Below are 16,910 nucleotides of genomic sequence, written 5' to 3' on the forward strand. Positions count from 1 at the left end.
ACGAGTAGACCATCGCAAATACTACGATGTTGGGATATTTGCGCCGTTTCTGCCCGTTTAAGTTCGTTCCACCGCCTTCCGCACACCGGCCGACCGGGCCCGACCGGACGACGGGCCGTGCAGCGGCGGACGGTTGACGGTGCCTCAGCCGCGCTCCACCCGCACCACCCGGGTCCGCGCCGCCCGGTCGTGCCAGCCGCGCCGGGCGGTCCGGTCCAGCAGCGCGACGGCCGGGCCGAGCAAGACGGCGGTGCCCAGGCCGCGCAGCAGCCAGCGCACCAGTGAGCGGCCGAACCCCGGCGTACCGGTCCCGCCCGCGGGGACCACCCGGACCCGGGCCAGCCGCTTGCCGAAGGTCTGACCGGTCCGGGCGATCGGCAGCACCTGGTACAGCAGCCCGAACACCAGCAGCACGCCGAGCAGCACGCCCACCCGGCCCAGCACCGTCCCGTCCAGCAGCCACACCTGGTGCTGACGGCCCGTCATGCTCGCGGCCTGCGCCGCCTGGTCGATCTTCTCCTGGACGTGCGCCCGCACCGTCCCGACCATCGGCACCGCGACGGCCGCACCGACCACCGCCGTCACCACCCCGTCCACCAGCCACCCGAACGCCCGCGCCCCGACCCCCGCGGGCACGGCCGCCGGGGCCGCCGGACGCCGCTTCCCGGCCCCGTCGGCCGCAGCGGGACGGCGGGCCGCCGCACCGGTACGGGCCTCCGTCTCCCGGGCCTCGGCGGCCCGACGCGGCGGACGGACCCGCTCGCTGGTGACGTGCGCCGTCCGCGGCTCCCGCCCCGGCCGCTGGGCCTCAGCGCTCGAAGCCGGGGCCGGGCTCGGAGCCGCCACCAACGCAGCCGCAGGCTCGGGCGCACCTACAGATTCGGGCTCGGGCTCGGGCTCCGGCTCGACGCCCCAGGAGACCCAGCGCGGGGCCCCACCGGTCTCCATCAGCCCGCGCTGCGCCTGCGGATCGGCCCGCCAGCCCGAGGCCGGGTCGGCGGACGTCGGCTCCGCCGGCTGCGGCACCGGTTCGACCAGCGCGCCGGGCGCAGCGGACAGCCTCACCGAACCGCCACCGCCGGCCCCGTGCCAGGGCGTGCCGCCGAGCGGCTGCGCGTCCCGCGGCGCGGGCACGGGCTCGGGCTCCGGCTCGGGCTCCGACAAGAGCTCCTCCACCACGGGCGCGGCCTCGGTCAGCTCCAACGGCCGGACGACCGCCTCCACCTCACGAACCTCCGGCCCCCGCCGCGGCGCGACCACGGCCCCGGTCCCGGCCCCGCTCCCACTCCCGCCGATGTGCAGCGCGGCGGCAGTGGCCCAGGACTCGGCCGCGACCGGCCGCAACCCGTTCCCGGCGACCGCCCACGGCCCGGCCTCGACGGGGCGCAGCGGCTCCATCTCACTGCGGGGACGAATCTCCAACTCCCCCGGACCGTCGAACCCGGCCCCGACCCCGCCCCCGGCCCCAGCCCCAGCCCCGGGACCAGCACCGTTCCCGCCCCCGCCCTCGTCCCCGTCCGGCCCGGCGGCCGTCTCCGGGTGGGCCGACATGGTGAAGAGCGCCTGGGCAGCAGTCTCGTCGAGGTAGATCGGACCGGTCTCGACCAGCGGCGCGGCGGGGGCGGCGGGAGCGGCGGGGACCAGGCCGGGCGGGAGGCTGTAGGGCGGCGCGGTGAGGTAGCGGGCGACGAAGCGCGGCGGGTGGAGGGCCTCGCCGGGGGCGGGGGCGGGGCGGCTGGTGCCGGGGACCCAGGCGTGGCCGGCCCAGTAGCGGAGGAAGCCGGGCACCGAGGGGTCGGGGTAGTAGCCGGGCGCTCCGGCGTCCCCGGCCAGGGTGGCGCCGAGAATCGAGCCTGCGGTGGAGGGCCGGTCCGTCATTGCGTCTTCCTTCGTACCGGCACCGCGGCGTGTGGGTGTGCGGACGTGGGTGGGGGAGCCGCGGGCGGAGAGTCGCCGGGCAGTCACAAAGGGTAGTACCTCGGGCGGCCTCGTCCCCCGGGTTCACCGGAACTCGTGAAACGAACGGGGACACGTGGTACTGCGGTTACCCCCTGGGGTGGAGGGGGCGGCTCCGGGACGGTGACGGGCGGTGGCCGGCACGGCCCCGGGTTCCGGGTTCCGGTGTTCCCGTCCGGAACAACCGGGGCGGGGCGGAAAAGGTTCTGCCGGAAAAAAGTTCCGCGGAAAGTCCCGGAACCCGTGTAAGAGTCCGCGGCCGCCCCGCTCTCGGCTGGTGCGGGGCCGAACGGCGGCCCCGCGTGGCGGAGAGGTGAGGACGATGGCCGGACAGTCGACCGGAGTGGTGGAGCAGGAGCTGGAGCTGAACCTGGTGCTGTCGCCGGAGCGCAGCGTCCCGGTGGCGGCGCGGCTGTCGTACGGGAGCCACGATCCGTTCGCGGTGTACGTGACCTTCCACCTGGACAGCGGAACGCCGGTGACCTGGGTGTTCGCCCGGGAGCTGCTGGTGGAGGGGACGTTCCGGCCGTGCGGCCAGGGCGACGTGCGGATCTGGCCGACCCGGTCGGGACGGCGCAGCGTGCTGTGCATGGCGCTGAGCTCGCCGGCGGGCGACGCGCTGCTGGAGGCGCCGCTGCCGACGGTGGCGGCCTGGCTGGAGCGGGCGCACCGGCTGGTGCCGCCGGGGGCGGAACTGGAGGCGATGGACCTGGACGGTTCGCTGGCGGAGCTGCTGGCGTGAGGGGGCGCGCGGCACGGCCCCGGGCGCGGGTGACGGCGTGCGCACAGCCACCGGCCCACCCGCACCCGACGCCCGCGCACCCGCGCCCTGCGCCCACTCTGGACGCGGCCCCGACCCGGCCGCCCGGCCGCCCGCCGGAACGCCCACCCTCGGGACGCCCGGGACGGACGGCGGCACCGAACAGGACGGCAGCACCGACTCGAACAGCGGCACAGACCCGAGCAGCAGCACAGATCCGAGCAGCGGCACGGGGACGGAACAGCACGGCGGGCCCGGCGAACGGCCGCCCCGGGGTTCAGCGGGCCGCGGGGGCCTTCTGGGCGCCGGGGCTGCCGAGCCCGTCCACGCCGCTGCGCGGGGCGGGGACGCGCACCAGCGGGGCGCCGGCCGCACGCCGCCGGGAGCGGACCCGGAGGGCGGCGACGGCGAGGAAGCACAGCCCCATCAGCGGGTAGACGCTCGCCGGGAACTGCTTGAGCACCGACAGGTGCAGGTCCAGGTCGCCCTTGTGCGGGACGATCCACATGGCGAAGGACAGGAAGCCGAGCAGCGTCAGACCGAAGACGAGCCGCCAGCGCAGGCGCCGGACGGCGGCGGGGCGGGAGCGTTCGTGCGCGGCCTCGGCGGCGAGCAGGACGAGGACGGGGACGCACCACACCCAGTGGTGGGTCCAGCTGATCGGGGAGACCAGCACCGCGGTGATCAGCGCGGTGCACACGCTCCAGGCGTCGGCGCGCGGCGACCAGCGGGCGCTGCGGTGCGCCCAGACGGCGATGCCGAGTCCGGCGGCGGCGACCAGGACGCCGAGCAGGGTGGCGGCGGCGCCGGGTGTTTCGAGGTGTACCTGCCGGGCGACCAGGCCGCGCAGCGACTGGTTGTCGACGATGACGGTCTTGCCGACCCGGCTGGAGTCGAACATGTACTTCGTCCAGAAGCCCCAGGTGGCGTCGGGGAGCACCAGCGCGCCGATCAGGAAGGTGCCGACGAAGGTGGCGCCGGCCACGAACGCGGCCCGGACCCGGCCGGTGACCAGCAGGTAGACGGCGAACAGGCCGGGGGTGAGCTTGATCCCGGCGGCGATGCCGATGGCGACGCCCTTGCTGCGGGCGGAGTCGGGGCGGGTGAGGTCCCAGAGGATCAGGCAGGCCAGCGCGAGGTTGATCTGGCCGTAGCGCAGGGTGGTGAAGACCGGTTCCAGCCAGACGCCCAGTCCGGTGACCAGCAGGACGCCGACCGGCCGCAGGTCGCGGCGCGGCCAGCCGACCAGTTTGAAGGACAGGTGGGCGAGGGTGGCCAGCAGCAGCAGGTTCCCGGCGGTGACGGCGAGGCGCAGGAACGGGACGCCGAACCAGGTGGTCGGCACGAACAGCATCGCGGCGAACGGCGGGTAGGTGGCGGGCAGGTTCCACTCGGTGACCCGCAGCGCGTACAGGTCGTGGCCGTCGGCGACGGCGGCGCCCTCGGCCCGGTAGACGATCATGTCGACCATCGAGGTGCCGACGAAGTGCCGGACCGTCGCGTAGGCGAGCAGCGAGACCAGGGCGACCGCGGCGGCCAGCCGCAGCGGGCGCCGGGGGGCGGCGCGCAGGGCCGCGGTGATGGCGGTGAGCTGTCGGCCGGGGGCGGTCAGGACGCGCTGCCAGGCCGGGACGGGCGGCCGGTCGGGGCTGCCTGGGGGCGTGCCGCGTTCCGTGTGCACCGTGCTCACTGTCTTGCTCCGTCCGCCGTCGACCTGCGCTGGCCAGCAGCCGACACTACCCGAACGGTCGGCCGCCGCCACTGGTCGCGGTCACTCCGGGCTCCCCTCCCGGGGCCGTCGGACGGACAGACGACCGGACGGCCGGGCCCGGCCCGCCGGTCGGCCGCTGTTCGAATTCCGACCGGGCCGCCGACCGGCCCCGCCCGCGTCGCCGACCCCTCGGCAGAACGTTCGGCACACCGTTCGACGGACCGCTCGATCGAACGGCCGCCGGAGCGCCCCACGGACGGGTCGCCGCCGCCGGGCCGCACCGGTTCCGGGCCGCGCACCCCCGTGGTGGGCCCGCCCGTCCGGGCCGGGGCCGCATGAGACAGCGTTGGCCGACGCTTAGGACGCATTTAAGGGAGGGGATCGACACCGAGCTGCCGCCCCCGCGGTAACAGCTCCTGTGTCGGCATCGTGGCCCCCGGCGTCCGGTCCTCAGTCCTTGCGGATCAGCCGGCCGGTCCGGCGGCGCTGCTGCCTGGGCAGTTCGACCTCGGTGCGGGTGTTGAGCCGCACCGCGATCTCGGCGCCGCCGAGGACGGCGGAGCGGCCGAGGACGACGTCGCCGCCGGTGCCCTCGGCGAGTTTGCGGACGATGTCCAGGCCGAGGCCGGTGGAGCCCTCGCCGCCGTGTCCGGCGCCGCGGCGGATGGCCGCGTCCGGGTCGGTGAAGCCGGGGCCGCCGTCGCCGACCAGGACGGTGACGGCGTCCTCGGCGGCGACCACGTCGACGGCGAAGGGGGTGCCGACGGCGGTGTGCCGGAAGACGTTGCCGAGCAGCGCGTCGACGGCGGCGGCCAGGTCGCCGCGCTGCACCAGGACGGGGGCCGGCTCCTCGTCGCCGGCCAGCTGCCAGGGGCGGCCCTCGTCCTCGGCGAGCGCGGACCAGAACCCGACCCGGTCCCGGACCACCTCGACGGCGTCGCAGCCGAGGGCGACCGGCGGGGCGTCCACCGGGTGGCGGCGGGCGGAGCGGATGATCTGGTCGACCTCGCGCTCGAGCTGGGAGACGGCGTGCCGGGTGGCGTCGGCGGCGTCGCCCTCGCCGAGGGCGGCGGCGTTGAGCCGGAGCACGGTGAGCGGGGTGCGCAGCCGGTGCGACAGGTCGGCGGCGAGTTCCCGTTCGGCGGCCAGCAGGTGGACCACCCGGTCGGCCATCGCGTTGAACGCGTAGGCGGCCTCGCGGAGTTCTTCGGGCGCGCCGGCCGCTTCGCGCCCCTCCACCGGGACCCGCACGGTGAGGTTGCCGGAGCCGAGCGAGCGGGCCGCGGTGGCCAGGCGGCGGGCGGAGCGGATGATCCGGGTGCCCATCCGGTCGGCGACCGCGACGGAGACCGCGACCAGGGCGAGCGCGACGCCGGAGAGCACCAGCCAGGCGGTGCCGACGCCGCGCGAGAGGTCCGCGTCGGGGACGAACACCTCGACCATGGCGACCCGGCCGTTGTCGACGGCGACGGGCTGCAGCAGCGCGTAGCCGCCCTCGACCCGGACGGTGCCGGCCCGGACGGTGCGGGTCCAGCCCTGGCTGTCGGTGCTGGGCAGCTGGTCGTTGTCGGTGCGGGCGCTGCCGACCGTGGCGCCGCCGGGCAGGTGGACGGCGAGCCGGTCGCGGGCGCCGGAGTCGGTGGAGGCCATCGCCTTGGCGATGGCCTCCTGGTCGGTGGTGATGGCCAGCGCCGGGCCGAGGGCGGCGGCCTGCCGTTCGGCGGCGGTGAACGCCCGGTCGCGGGCGGTCTGTTGGACCATCAGGCCGAGCGGGATGAGGAAGGCGAGCGCGACCATGACGGTGCCGGCGATGGCGGCCTTGACCATCGCCCAGCGCAGCGAGCGGAGGATGCGTTTCACGTCGCGCCCCCGACCGGTCCGCCGGGGGCCTCCAGCCGGACGCCGACGCCGCGCACGGTGTGCAGGTAGCGCGGGCTGGAGGCGGTCTCGCCGAGCTTGCGGCGCAGCCAGGACAGGTGGACGTCGATGGTCTGGTCGCCGCCGTAGGTCTGCCGCCACACCTCGGCCAGGATCTCCTTGCGCGGGACGACCACGCCGGGCCGGGCGGCGAGGAAGGCCAGCAGGTCGAACTCGCGGCGGGTCAGGTCGAGCCGCTGCCCGTCGAGCAGGGCCTCGCGCCGCTGCGGGTCGATGGCCAGGCCGCCGACCCGCAGGATCTGGGGTGCCATCAGGGCGCCGCCGCCCAGTCTGCGCAGGACGGCGGCCATCCGGGCCGTGAGGTGCTCCCCGGAGAAAGGTTTCACCAGGTAGTCGTCGGCGCCGTCGTTCAGCAGCCGGACGATCTCCGCCTCGTCGTCCCGCGCGGTGGAGATGATCACCGGGACGTTGGTCAGGCCGCGGATCATCTTGAGCGCCTCGCTGCCGTCCAGGTCGGGCAGGCCCAGATCGAGGACCACCAGGTCGCAGCCGACCTGGGCGACTTCGCGCAGGGCCTCCAGCGCGGTGCCGACGGAGCGCACGGCGTGGCCGGTGTCGGCCAGATGGCGGATCAGGGCGGAACGCACAAAGGGGTCGTCCTCGACCACAAGCACTGTTGCCATGGGGCTGCACGGTACGGCATGGCGGCGCACTGGTCTGTACCTCGGGTGGCTCCGGGACGGCCCGGCCCGGGCGGGGCCTTGAGCTTCCCTGAAGCTCACCGCCCTTTTTCCACAAGGTTTCTGTGGAATGCCCGGCCCACTGACCTGGCCGTGACCTTCGTACGGCAGGATGGCCCGCGATGCGGAGCGGACTGGTTCAACTGGGCGCCTGGACGGCGGCCACCGGAGCAGCGGTGGCGTTGTCCTGGCTCGGCGTGCACGCGGTGCTCGTCGACACGGTGTTCGAGCAACCGGTGGCGGTTCAACTGCCTTCGGTGGCCTCCTCGAAGCCGGGGGGACCGGCCGGGCCGACCCCGTCGGGGCCGCCCCCGAGCAGCGCGCCGCCGTCCGCGGCGGCCCCGAGCCCGAGCCCGGACCCGGACCCGTCGGCGGGCGCCACCACCCCGGCGGCCGCGGGGTCGAGCGCCCCGGCCCGGCCGAGCGCGACGGCCCGCAGGAGCAGCAGCCCGCCCAGCACCCTGCACAGCTACCCGATGCTGGGCGGCCGGGTGGCGCTCGACGTGCGGGCCACCGAGGCCCGGCTGGTCTCGGCGGTGCCGGAGGCGGGCTGGTCGATGCAGGTCTGGCACGGCGACCAGTGGCTTCAGGTCAACTTCTCCAAGGACGACCGGGTCTCCACCCTCATGGTGTCCTGGAACGGCACCGCCCCCAACGTGCAGACCTTCGTGGTGGGCAACTGACCGGCGCCCCGGGCCCGTCGGACGCCTGGAGCCGGGGGCGAACGGGCCCCGCGGCCGCACCGCGGGTGCCCCGGCGGACGCCTCGGAGGACGCCCCGGGCTGGGCGGATGCCCCGGGCCCGCGGACGTCCCGGGCTGACGCGCGGGCCGGGGCGGCCGCACAATGTCGGTCGATGCCCGACCGCTCGCACCACCCCTGGAGCCGCCCCGTGCCCCCGCAGCCCGACGCCATCGACGCGCTGGACGGAAAGCTGATCCGGCTGCTCGCCGAGGAGCCGCGGATCGGCGTGCTGGAGTGCTCGCGCCGCCTGCAGGTGGCCCGCGGCACGGTGCAGGCCCGGCTGGACCGGCTGCAGGCGCGCGGGGTGATCGGCGGCTTCGGCCCGCAGGTGGACCCGGCGGCGCTCGGCTACCCGGTGACGGCGTTCGCCACCCTGGAGATCTCGCAGGGGCAGGGCGCGGACGTCCGGGCGCACCTGGCGGCGGTGCCGGAGGTGCTGGAACTGCACACCATCACCGGCCACGGGGACATGCTGGTGCGGATCGTGGCCCGTTCGAACGCGGACCTGCAGCGGGTGATCGACCGGGTGGTCGGGTTCGACGGAATCGTCCGGGCGTCCACCGCGATCGCGCTGGAGAACCCGGTGCCGTTCCGGGTCCTGCCGCTGGTGGAGCAGGCCGCCGGGGGCGGCTGCTGACCGGGCCGCCGCCGGTCCGCCGGGCGCGCCTCCCGGATTCGGCCGATTTTTGGCATATGCCTCTGCCCGTGCACGCAAAGATCGCAGCCATGAGCATACGTACCGCACCCGCCGCGTACCCGCCGGCTGCCCCGACGTCAGCACCGCGCCCGCACCGGCCCGTCGGGGACCGGGGGGCGCGGCGATGAGCCGGCTCACCGAGGCGCCGACCCTGATCGCCTCCGCGCAGCGCGCCCTGCGGCTGCTGGAGGCCGCCGCCCGGCACCCGTCGGGCGCCACCGCCAAGCAGCTCGCCCGGGACACCGGGCTGGCCCTGGGCACCACCTACCACCTGCTGCGCACCCTGGTGCACGACCGCTACCTGGAGCGGCGCGAGGGCCGGTACCGGACCGGCCCCGCGGTGTCCGGGCTGACCGGCCGGAACGGGCCCGAGGGCCCGGCGCCCGGCCCGTCCCGGCCGGGCGGGCTGGACGGGCTGCTCGGCCGGATCGCCCACCAGCTGTCCGCGGCCGTCCACTTCGCCCGCTACAAGGACGGCGAGGTGGACCTGGTCGCCGCGGCCCCCGCCCCCGGCGCCCCCACCGCCGACCCGCGGCGCTTCCGGTCCGGGGCGCACGCCCACGCGGCCGGGAAGACCCTGCTGGCCCTGATGTCCGCCGAGGAGCGGCGCTCCCACCTGGCCCGCTACCCGATGGTGCCGTTCACCCCGTACACCCTGCGCGAGCCCGCCCACCTGCCGCTGCTGCCCCGGCACGGACCGCAGCGGGCCGCGCCGATCACCCAGTACCGGGAGTACGCGCTGGACACCGCCGGGGCGGCGGTGCCGCTCGTGCTGGGCGGCGACCTGGCCGCGGTCTCGGTGGCGCTGCCGATGGCCCAGGCGCACCGCTTACCGGAGATCGCCGCCCTGCTCCGGGCCCGGGTCGGCGACGACCTGGTGGCCGCCGCGTTCGGCCGGTAGCGCCGGGAGTGCCGTACGAGGGGGACGGGCGCACGGGGGCGCCCCGCCCGGCCCCGTCACCGGCTCCGATCCGCCCGCCCGCTCGCCCGCCGGGGCCTTCCGCCGCCGGTGACGGGACGTCAGCAGTGCGGGACGGCGCCGCCGCTGTTCAGCGCATCGAGCGCGGCGATCGAGTCGGAGAGGGTGTCCACCGGCACCAGTTGCAGGCCGTCGGGGGTGTTGACCTTGCCCTGGGCGCACTCGCTGCGCGGCAGCAGGAACACCGTGGCCCCGGCCGCGCGCGCCGCCTGGGTCTTGAGCGGGATGCCGCCGACCTGGCCGACCCGCCCGTCCGCGTCGACCGTGCCGGTGCCGGCCACGTTCCGCCCGCCGGTCAGGTCGCCGCCCCGGCCGTTCCCGGCGATCTTGTCGACGATGCCCAGCGCCAGCATCTGGCCGCCGCTCGGGCCGCCGATCCGGCCCAGGTCGATCTCGACCTTGACCTGCTCCGGCGACAGGTGCAGGTAGTTCAGCGCGGCCAGGGTGGCGCTGTCCTGGGACTGCGTCATCTGCTGCTGGGTGGCCTCGTCGGCCTTGCCGCTGTCGCTCTCCGGGTAGACCTCCTCGGTGGGCACCACCGCCCGCTTCGGGTCGGCCCAGGCCGCCAGCGAGTCCCACAGGGTGTTGCGCTGCCCCGGGTTGGTGGCCTCGACGGTGACCACCCGCAGCTGGCCGGTGGTCTCGCGCTGCGGCGTCCCGCTGACCCGGATCACCGGGTTGCTCCCGTTGTACGCGCCCAGGGTGTCGGCGGTGTCGCCGGGCGACTCCAGGGTGAAGGGCAGCGGCACGAACGCGGCCACCGCGAACAGCGCGAGCACCGGCAGCGCGCACAGCGCGAGCGCGCGGGTGCGCGGGGCGGTCAGGGCCGGGGGCAGGTTCTGGGAAGGCACACCCCGCATCCAAACACACCGCGCGGCCCGGCACGGACGGCCGCGCGGATCGGCCGGGGGCCCCGGGGCGTCCCGGGGTCGGCGGGTTCAGCGCAGCGCGTCGGCGACCTCGGTGGCGGCCTCGACCACCCGCGGGCCGACCCGCTCGGGCACCAGGCCGTTGAGCATCACCACGCCGACGCTGCCCTCGATGCCGCTGAGGCCGATCAGCGCGGCGGCCGCGCCGCTGGCCCCGGACTGCTCCTCGGCCCGGGTGATCACGCAGCCCTGCTCGGGGCGGCGCTGGCCGGGGAAGCTGCGGGCCTCCAGGATGGCCCGGCCGGCCGCGCTCTCGGAGAGCGGGTGGCGCAGGCCGGTGCGGTAGGCGACGTGGAAGTCCGTCCAGGTCGGTTCGACCACGGCGACGGCGAGCGCCTCGTTGCCGTCGACCAGGGTGAGGTGGGCGGTGGCGCCCAGGTCCTCGGCGAGCGAGCGCAGCGCGGGCAGCGCGGCCTCGCGCAGCAGCGGGTGGACCCGGTGGGCGAGCCGGAGCACCCCGAGGCCGACCCGGGCGCGGCCGCCGATGTCCCGGCGGACCAGGCCGTGCTGTTCCAGGGTGGCGAGCAGGCGGTAGACCACCGTGCGGTTGACGGCCAGCCGGGCGGCCAGCTCGGTCACCGTCAGCCCGCGTTCGGAGTCGGCCAGCAGTTTCAGCACCCGGACACCTCTGTCCAGGGTCTGGGAAGTCTCAGCAGTCACGAGGCGCCAGGTCCTTTCCGCGGCAAGTCCGACCCTACGACAGAACTGCCGTGAGCCGCACCGGAATTGGTCGCGCGCAGGAAGGGTGTCCGGCGCGGGAGTCCGGCCTCGGCGACGTCGACGGGACGCGGGGCTCCGCGGTACCCGTCCGGGCTGATGGGTGGGTCCCGGACGATTGTGGGGAGACGCTAATGAACGGGGCCGCCCGGTGGAAGTGGTTGTCCAAAATTCGGGCAGCATCGATGGAAAGTCGTGATGAAAAATCGGATAAGGCACTCATAACTCGCGCCGCAAGCACTCAAGCGTCCGATATCAGTGCGCCGCCGGGTCGGCGGGTCCGGCGGCCGGGCGGCTCAGAACAGGTTGCGGCCGACCGTCCAGAGCACCGCGCCGACGAGCAGCGCGGCCACGGCGCGCGGGCCCATCCGCAGCCGCCAGTGCCGCCCGGCCAGCCCGTGCCGCAGCCGCACCGCGAACCAGGCGGCGACGAACGGCAGGGCCAGCAGCAGCGCGGCGTTGTCGTGCCAGGCGGCGGCGAGGTCGCCGTGCAGGAGGTCGTACGCCATCCGGGTGCCGCCGCAACCAGGGCACTGCAGGCCGGTCAGGCGGCGCCACGGGCAGAACGGCAGCACCTGGCCCGACCGGTGCGGGTCGCGCGAGTAGAGGTACGCCGCGCCGGCCAGGCCCGCGGCGAGCAGGCCGAGCGGGCCGGCCGCGGGGTGGCGCAGCAGGACCGGGGAGCGGCGCGGGCCGGTGGACGGCCGACGGCCGGCGCCCCCGTCGCGGTCGTCCGCGGGACGGGGTGCCGGCCGGCCGGTTCGGTGGGCACGTCAGGGGCGCAGCAGGCGGCCCTGCGCGTCGGTGCGGGTGTCGCTGACCAGGAAGATGATGCCGTCGATCAGCGCCCAGAGGCCGAAGCCGCCGCAGGTGAGCAGCTGGGCGACGCCCATGCCGACGTGGCCGGTGTAGAAGCGGCCGATGCCGAGGCCGCCGAGGAAGATCTGCAGCAGGCCGGCGACGAGCTTCGACTTGTCGGACAGCTCGGGGTTCTGGGCGGGGTACGCCACGGGGTGCTCCTCAGGGGTTGCGGGCCGGCAGGCCGCGTGGACGGCGGCGCCGACAGGTGTGACCGCATGCCGAGGCGTCCCCATGTGTGGTGTCCCCCCAGCACCGGCACGCCGCAGATTAGCGGATCATGCGATCACATGTCTCCACATTCCCTTTGCCAAGTGTTGAAGGTGTGGAGCCGACGACCCGTCAGCCCTGGGTGGCCCACTCCCGGATCCGGCCGATCCGCGCCTTCAACTGGTTGGCGGTGGCCTGCGCGGTGAGCGGCCCGCCGCACTGCCGGCGCAGCTCGTTGTGGATGGTGCCGTGCGGCTGCTCGGTGCGGTGGTGCCAGGCGGCGACCAGCGCGTTCAGCTCCTTGCGCAGCTCGCGCAGCTCCTGGTGGGTCACCACCGGGCGTTCGTCGGCCGGGAGTTCGAGCAGGTCGGCCTCCTCGGCGGGCTTGGCCTTGGAGCGCTGGATCTGCCGGTGCTGACGTTTCTGCAGCAGCATCTGCACCTGGTCGGGTTCGAGCAGGCCCGGGATGCCGAGGTAGTCCTCCTCCTCCTCGCTGCCGGGGTGCGCCTGCATGCCGAACTCCATGGCGTTGTACAGCACCCGGTCGAAGACCGCGTCGCTGCCCAGCGCCTCGTAGGAGAACTCCTCGGTGCCGGTGTCCGCCCCGTCGTTGGCCTTCTCGGCCTCGGCGAGCAGCCGGTCCTCCTCGTCGAACAGGCCCTCGCCCTCCTTCTTGGGCCGGTCCAGGACGTGGTCGCGCTGCAGCTCCATCTCGTTGGCGAAGCCGAGCAGCATCGGGATGGTCGGCAGGAACACCGAGGCGGTCTCGCCGCGCTTGCGGGCGCGCACGAAGCGGCCGACGGCCTGGGCGAAGAACAGCGGCGTGGAGATCGAGGTGGCGTACACGCCGACGCACAGCCGGGGCACGTCGACGCCCTCGGACACCATCCGGACCGCCACCATCCAGCGCGAGGTGCCCTCGGCGTAGTCGGAGATCCGCTGGGAGGCCTCGGCCTCGTCGGAGAGCACCAGCGCGACCTTCTCGCCGGTGATCTCGCGCAGCAGCTTGGCGTACGCGCGGGCCACCGTCTGGTCGGTGGCGATCACCAGGCCGCCCGCGTCCGGGATGCCCTTGCGGACCTCGGTCAGCCGCCGGTCGGCGGCCTGCAGCACCGCCGGGATCCACTCGCCCTGCGGGGCGAGCGCGGTGCGCCAGGCCTGGGCGATCAGGTCCTTGGTCATCGGCTCGCCGAGCCGGGCCTCCAGCTCGTCGCCGGCCTTGGTGCGCCAGCGCATGTTGCCGGAGTAGCTGAGGAAGATCACCGGGCGGACCACGTGGTCGGCCAGCGCGTGCCCGTAGCCGTAGGTGTAGTCGGCGATCGACTTGCGGATGCCGTCGCTGCCCGCCTCGTACTGGACGAACGGGATCGGGTTGGTGTCGGAGCGGAACGGGGTGCCGGTGAGGGCGAGCCGGCGGGTGGCCGGCTCGAACGCCTCGAAGCAGGCCTCGCCCCAGGACTTGGAGTCGCCGGCGTGGTGGATCTCGTCCATGATCACCAGCGTCTTGCGGGCCTCGGTCCGGTTGCGGTGCAGCATCGGGTTGACCCCGACGCCCGCGTACGTGATCACGATGCCCTGGTAGTCCTTGGACAGCGGGCCCGAGGAGTACGCCGGGTCGAGCCGGATCCCTATCCGGGCGGCGGCCTCGGCCCACTGCTTCTTCAGGTGCTCGGTGGGCGCGACCACGGTGACCTGCTGCACCAGGTGGTTGTGCAGCAGGTAGGACGCCAGGGTCAGGGCGAAGGTGGTCTTGCCGGCGCCCGGGGTGGCGACTGCCAGGAAGTCCCGGGGCTGCTTCTCGATGTACTGGTCCAGCGCCCCCTGCTGCCAGGCCCGCAGGCTGGCCGCGGTGCCCCAGGGGGCGCGGCCCGGGAAGGCCGGGGAGAGGTGCGCGGCGGCGGAGGTGCCACTCGGGCGGGGGTGGGTGCTGTCGGCGTGCGAGAACAGCGGGGCCATCGAGGAGGAGGCGGCGGTAGTCACGGTCTCCGAACAGGGTCGTCGCAGGTCAGGGCCCATGTACGGCCCTTCTCCCGCGGGCGGCGGGCGGTCGTGGAACCTGCCCAGCCTAGCCCCTCCCGAAGCCCGGTCGGCCGCCGCGGCACGCCCCTGTGGCGTGCGTCCCACTGCGGCCGGGCGCTCGTCACCGGACCTGCACACGGCCCGGCCGGGCGTCCGGGGCGGCCGCCTCCGGCACCGGCCGCGGGTGCGCCCGGCCGCCGGGGGAACCGGCCGCCGCGGACCCGCCGGGCGGCGGCGCCGCGCTCCGGCCGCGCCGTCGCGGCCCGCCTACCCGCGGGCCTCCGCGGCCCCCTCGTGCCCTTCGCCGGTGCCCGGCCGGGCCGCCGCCGGGTGCGCGCCGGCCGGCAGCGGCCGGCGCGGCGTCCAACCGGAGACCGCGCGGTCGGAGGTGTCGCGCAGCGCGGTCCGGGCGGCGGACCGGTCGTCCTCCCGGCCGGCGACCCGGGGGCGCACCTCGCAGCCCGCCGCGGCCTCGATCCGCCGCTCCGGGCCGTCGAACGGGGACAGCAGCAGCGCGGCCAGCAGCGCCGCCGCCCCGGCCAGCCGGAGGTTGACCCGGCGCAGCAGCACGAGGCGGCCCCGGCAGTCGGCGCAGTCCGCCAAGTGCCGCCGGACCCGCCGCCCGGCCCGGCCGCGGGCCTGCCCGGCGAGCGCCGCCCAGTGCGCGGCGCAGCCGGGGTCGCGCGGGGCACCGGGATAGGCCCGCAGGTAGGCCAGCCGCAGCCCCTCCCGGGCCCGGTGCAGCAGGACGGCGGCGGCGCCGCGGCCCATCCCGAGCCGGTCGCCGACCTCGCCGGGCGGCAGTCCCTCGACCTCGGAGAGCCACAGCGCCCGGGCCCAGCGCGCGGGCAGTTGGGCGAGCAGGCCGCGCATCCGGTCGGTCTCGGCCACCCGGGGCGCCGGGTCGGCGGCCTCCCCGCCGACCCGCTCGGGCAGCGTCCCGGCGGCCCGTTCGCGCACCGGCGCGGCCGCCAGGTGCCGGACGGTGGCGGCCAGGTAGGCCCGCGGGTCCTCGATCCGGTGCCCGGCGGCGAGCCGCCGCCACACCCGCAGGTGTGCCTCGGCCACCAGGTCCTCGGCCCGCCAGGGGTCGCCGCCGGTCAGGCCGCGGGCGTATCGCAGCAGGCCGGGGTGGTGGCGCCGGTACAGCTCGGTGTACGCGGCGAGCGGGGCCCGCCCGGCCGTCGGCACTCGTTCCTCGATGGTCACGGCCCTCCCCCGGGGTCGCCGGACGGGCGGTCCACGGCGGCCCGGGCGGCTCCCGCGATCCTGCCCGGCGGGCCCGCCGCTGCCCATGGGGGGCGCGGACCGGCGGCCCGGAATACCCGGGTTGGTCCACCCGGGTGTGACGCAGATCACTGAAGGAGGGGCCGGAACCGGTGTAATCCCTTCCGCCCTTCCCGACTCTTCCTCACCGGGGAGCGACACCGGTCGCACCCGTACCAGCACGCACCTTCGGGAGGAACCGCCGTGTCCGCAGCGCCCGCGCCGGTCGAGCACACCACGCACGCCCGGCTGATCGTCAGCACCCACCGCTCCGCGCTGCTGCGGGTGACCCTGCACTACCGGGCCGACGACCCACTGGCGGTCCGGATGGTCTTCCCCGCCGAGTACGCCCTGGAGCCCGACCCGCTGGACGACCCGGCCGACCCGTACGGCGACCAGTACGGCGACCCGGCCGACCCGTACGCCGACCTGCCCGCCGAGCCGTCCCCCGGGCCGGCCGACGGGGTCGAGTGGGTGTTCGCCCGCCAGCTGCTGGCCGCCGGGCTGGACCTGCCCAGCGGCGAGGGCGACGTCCACGTCCGCCCCGCGCTCGGCACCCGCACCGTGGTCGAGCTGCGCTCCCCCGAGGGCGTCGCGCTGCTCCAGTTCGACCGGGCCGACCTGCGCCGCTTCCTGTGGCACAGCTACCTGGCGGTGCCCGAGGGCCGGGAGCTGAGCCACCTGGACTGCGACCGGGCGCTCGCCGAGCTGCTGGCCTGACCGGCCGCCGTCCTGGCGGCGCGCCCTCACGCACCGTCAGGACGGCGGCCGCTCGGGCCCGACGGCTCCCGGCCGCGCGACTCCCCCGCCCGCTCCCGGCCGCTCAGGCCCGCTGGGTGCGGACCAGGTGGGCGTAGACCACCACGTTCCCGTCGTAGCCGCCCTCCCGGGTGAAGCCGCCGCCGCAGGTGATCAGCCGCAGCTGGGCGTCGGGGGTGGCCGCGTACACCTTGCGGTCGGGGAACCCGCTCTTCGGGTAGACCTCGACCCCGTCGACCTGGAACCAGGCGGCCGCCCCGTCCGCCCGGGCGACCTCCAGCTGGTCGCCCTTGCGCAGCGAGCCCAGCCGGTAGAACACCGCCGGGCCGTGCGCGTTGTCGACGTGCCCGGCCAGTACCGCCGCCCCGCTGGAGCCGGGCGCGGCGCCGTCCCGGTACCAGCCGGCCAGGTTGCGGTCCTCCTCCGGCGGCGGCTGCAGCCGGCCCTCGCCGTCCAGGGCGAGCCGGGCCACCGGCGCGTCCACCCCGAGCACCGGGATCCGCACCCGCACCGGCGGCGAGGGCGGCAGCGCGGGGACGGCCGGGCCGACCGGGGTGCCGTCGTACGCCTGCGCGGCGGCCGGCGCCGGCGGCAGGGTGCCGGTCAGGCCGCCGTTCAGCAGCCAGGCGCCCGCGACGACGGCTCCTGCGGCCGCCACCGCCCCGGTCCACGTCCGCTCGCCCACCGC

General features: G+C 76.0%; 16 protein-coding genes. 5 read left to right on the forward strand and 11 right to left on the reverse strand.

What is annotated here, in order from left to right; genetic code table 11:
• Window positions 1–144 precede the first annotated feature (144 nt).
• On the reverse strand, window positions 145–1,878 hold the full coding sequence (locus OU787_RS10940; RefSeq protein ID WP_268659219.1) for an RDD family protein: 1,734 nt from the start codon (window positions 1,876–1,878) through the stop codon (window positions 145–147).
• 400 nt (window positions 1,879–2,278) lie between these two features.
• Here OU787_RS10940 and OU787_RS10945 point away from each other — a divergent pair, with 400 nt between their 5' ends.
• Window positions 2,279–2,698, forward strand: a complete 420-nt coding sequence (locus OU787_RS10945) for an SsgA family sporulation/cell division regulator (protein WP_014135973.1) — start codon at window positions 2,279–2,281, stop codon at window positions 2,696–2,698.
• Between the two features lie 295 nt (window positions 2,699–2,993).
• Here the strand turns inward: OU787_RS10945 and OU787_RS10950 are convergent, their stop codons facing one another.
• The 3 genes from OU787_RS10950 to OU787_RS10960 all read right to left on the reverse strand — a co-directional run bounded on the left by OU787_RS10950 (window position 2,994) and on the right by OU787_RS10960 (window position 6,988).
• Window positions 2,994–4,406 carry a glycosyltransferase 87 family protein gene (locus OU787_RS10950; RefSeq protein WP_268659220.1) on the reverse strand — a complete coding sequence of 471 codons (1,413 nt, stop codon included), beginning with the start codon at window positions 4,404–4,406 and terminating at the stop codon, window positions 2,994–2,996.
• Between the two features lie 471 nt (window positions 4,407–4,877).
• Window positions 4,878–6,266: a sensor histidine kinase gene (locus OU787_RS10955; protein ID WP_035954918.1), complete on the reverse strand. Its 1,389-nt coding sequence runs from the start codon at window positions 6,264–6,266 to the stop codon at window positions 4,878–4,880.
• A 17-nt stretch (window positions 6,267–6,283) separates the two neighbouring features.
• The gene (locus tag OU787_RS10960) at window positions 6,284–6,988 is read right to left on the reverse strand and encodes a response regulator transcription factor (protein ID WP_030459640.1); all 705 of its coding nucleotides are present in this window, start codon (window positions 6,986–6,988) and stop codon (window positions 6,284–6,286) included.
• 179 nt (window positions 6,989–7,167) lie between these two features.
• Here OU787_RS10960 and OU787_RS10965 point away from each other — a divergent pair, with 179 nt between their 5' ends.
• From OU787_RS10965 to OU787_RS10975, 3 genes are all read left to right on the forward strand, one after another.
• On the forward strand, window positions 7,168–7,728 hold the full coding sequence (locus OU787_RS10965) for a hypothetical protein (protein ID WP_268659221.1): 561 nt from the start codon (window positions 7,168–7,170) through the stop codon (window positions 7,726–7,728).
• Window positions 7,729–7,900: 172 nt separating this feature from the next.
• Window positions 7,901–8,425 (forward strand): Lrp/AsnC family transcriptional regulator, encoded by a 525-nt coding sequence (locus OU787_RS10970; protein WP_051816831.1) that lies wholly within the window; start codon window positions 7,901–7,903, stop codon window positions 8,423–8,425.
• 184 nt (window positions 8,426–8,609) lie between these two features.
• Window positions 8,610–9,386 carry a helix-turn-helix domain-containing protein gene (locus tag OU787_RS10975; protein ID WP_030459637.1) on the forward strand — a complete coding sequence of 259 codons (777 nt, stop codon included), beginning with the start codon at window positions 8,610–8,612 and terminating at the stop codon, window positions 9,384–9,386.
• A 119-nt stretch (window positions 9,387–9,505) separates the two neighbouring features.
• Here the strand turns inward: OU787_RS10975 and OU787_RS10980 are convergent, their stop codons facing one another.
• The 6 genes from OU787_RS10980 to OU787_RS11005 all read right to left on the reverse strand — a co-directional run bounded on the left by OU787_RS10980 (window position 9,506) and on the right by OU787_RS11005 (window position 15,406).
• Window positions 9,506–10,315 (reverse strand): hypothetical protein, encoded by an 810-nt coding sequence (locus tag OU787_RS10980; protein ID WP_268659222.1) that lies wholly within the window; start codon window positions 10,313–10,315, stop codon window positions 9,506–9,508.
• An 87-nt stretch (window positions 10,316–10,402) separates the two neighbouring features.
• On the reverse strand, window positions 10,403–11,053 hold the full coding sequence (locus OU787_RS10985) for an IclR family transcriptional regulator (RefSeq protein WP_030459635.1): 651 nt from the start codon (window positions 11,051–11,053) through the stop codon (window positions 10,403–10,405).
• A gap of 353 nt (window positions 11,054–11,406) precedes the next feature.
• Complete coding sequence (locus tag OU787_RS34795) at window positions 11,407–11,619, reverse strand: DUF2752 domain-containing protein (RefSeq protein ID WP_442788451.1); 213 nt, start codon at window positions 11,617–11,619, stop codon at window positions 11,407–11,409.
• 264 nt (window positions 11,620–11,883) lie between these two features.
• Complete coding sequence (locus OU787_RS10995) at window positions 11,884–12,120, reverse strand: TM2 domain-containing protein (protein ID WP_030459633.1); 237 nt, start codon at window positions 12,118–12,120, stop codon at window positions 11,884–11,886.
• A 190-nt stretch (window positions 12,121–12,310) separates the two neighbouring features.
• The gene (locus OU787_RS11000) at window positions 12,311–14,134 is read right to left on the reverse strand and encodes a DEAD/DEAH box helicase (RefSeq protein WP_030459632.1); all 1,824 of its coding nucleotides are present in this window, start codon (window positions 14,132–14,134) and stop codon (window positions 12,311–12,313) included.
• 330 nt (window positions 14,135–14,464) lie between these two features.
• Complete coding sequence (locus tag OU787_RS11005; protein ID WP_268659223.1) at window positions 14,465–15,406, reverse strand: sigma-70 family RNA polymerase sigma factor; 942 nt, start codon at window positions 15,404–15,406, stop codon at window positions 14,465–14,467.
• A 261-nt stretch (window positions 15,407–15,667) separates the two neighbouring features.
• Here OU787_RS11005 and OU787_RS11010 point away from each other — a divergent pair, with 261 nt between their 5' ends.
• Complete coding sequence (locus OU787_RS11010; protein WP_268659224.1) at window positions 15,668–16,183, forward strand: SsgA family sporulation/cell division regulator; 516 nt, start codon at window positions 15,668–15,670, stop codon at window positions 16,181–16,183.
• A gap of 103 nt (window positions 16,184–16,286) precedes the next feature.
• Here OU787_RS11010 and OU787_RS11015 read toward each other — a convergent pair whose 3' ends face one another.
• Entirely contained in the window at window positions 16,287–16,907 is a 621-nt protein-coding gene (locus OU787_RS11015; protein ID WP_030459629.1) for a class F sortase, read from the reverse strand.
• Window positions 16,908–16,910 lie beyond the last annotated feature (3 nt).

The sequence above is a fragment of the Kitasatospora sp. YST-16 genome, from assembly GCF_026802215.1.
GTDB classification, from domain to species: Bacteria; Actinomycetota; Actinomycetes; order Streptomycetales; family Streptomycetaceae; genus Kitasatospora; species Kitasatospora cineracea.

Bases quoted from the DNA above. Each gene is read 5' to 3' on its own strand.
- OU787_RS10940 (WP_268659219.1), bottom strand. From the start codon at position 1,878: ATGACGGACCGGCCCTCCACCGCAGGCTCGATTCTCGGCGCCACCCTG.
- OU787_RS10945 (WP_014135973.1), top strand. From the start codon at position 2,279: ATGGCCGGACAGTCGACCGGAGTGGTGGAGCAGGAGCTGGAGCTGAAC.
- OU787_RS10960 (WP_030459640.1), bottom strand. From the start codon at position 6,988: ATGGCAACAGTGCTTGTGGTCGAGGACGACCCCTTTGTGCGTTCCGCC.
- OU787_RS10965 (WP_268659221.1), top strand. From the start codon at position 7,168: ATGCGGAGCGGACTGGTTCAACTGGGCGCCTGGACGGCGGCCACCGGA.
- OU787_RS10970 (WP_051816831.1), top strand. From the start codon at position 7,901: ATGCCCGACCGCTCGCACCACCCCTGGAGCCGCCCCGTGCCCCCGCAG.
- OU787_RS10975 (WP_030459637.1), top strand. From the start codon at position 8,610: ATGAGCCGGCTCACCGAGGCGCCGACCCTGATCGCCTCCGCGCAGCGC.
- OU787_RS34795 (WP_442788451.1), bottom strand. From the start codon at position 11,619: ATGGCGTACGACCTCCTGCACGGCGACCTCGCCGCCGCCTGGCACGAC.
- OU787_RS11000 (WP_030459632.1), bottom strand. From the start codon at position 14,134: ATGGCCCCGCTGTTCTCGCACGCCGACAGCACCCACCCCCGCCCGAGT.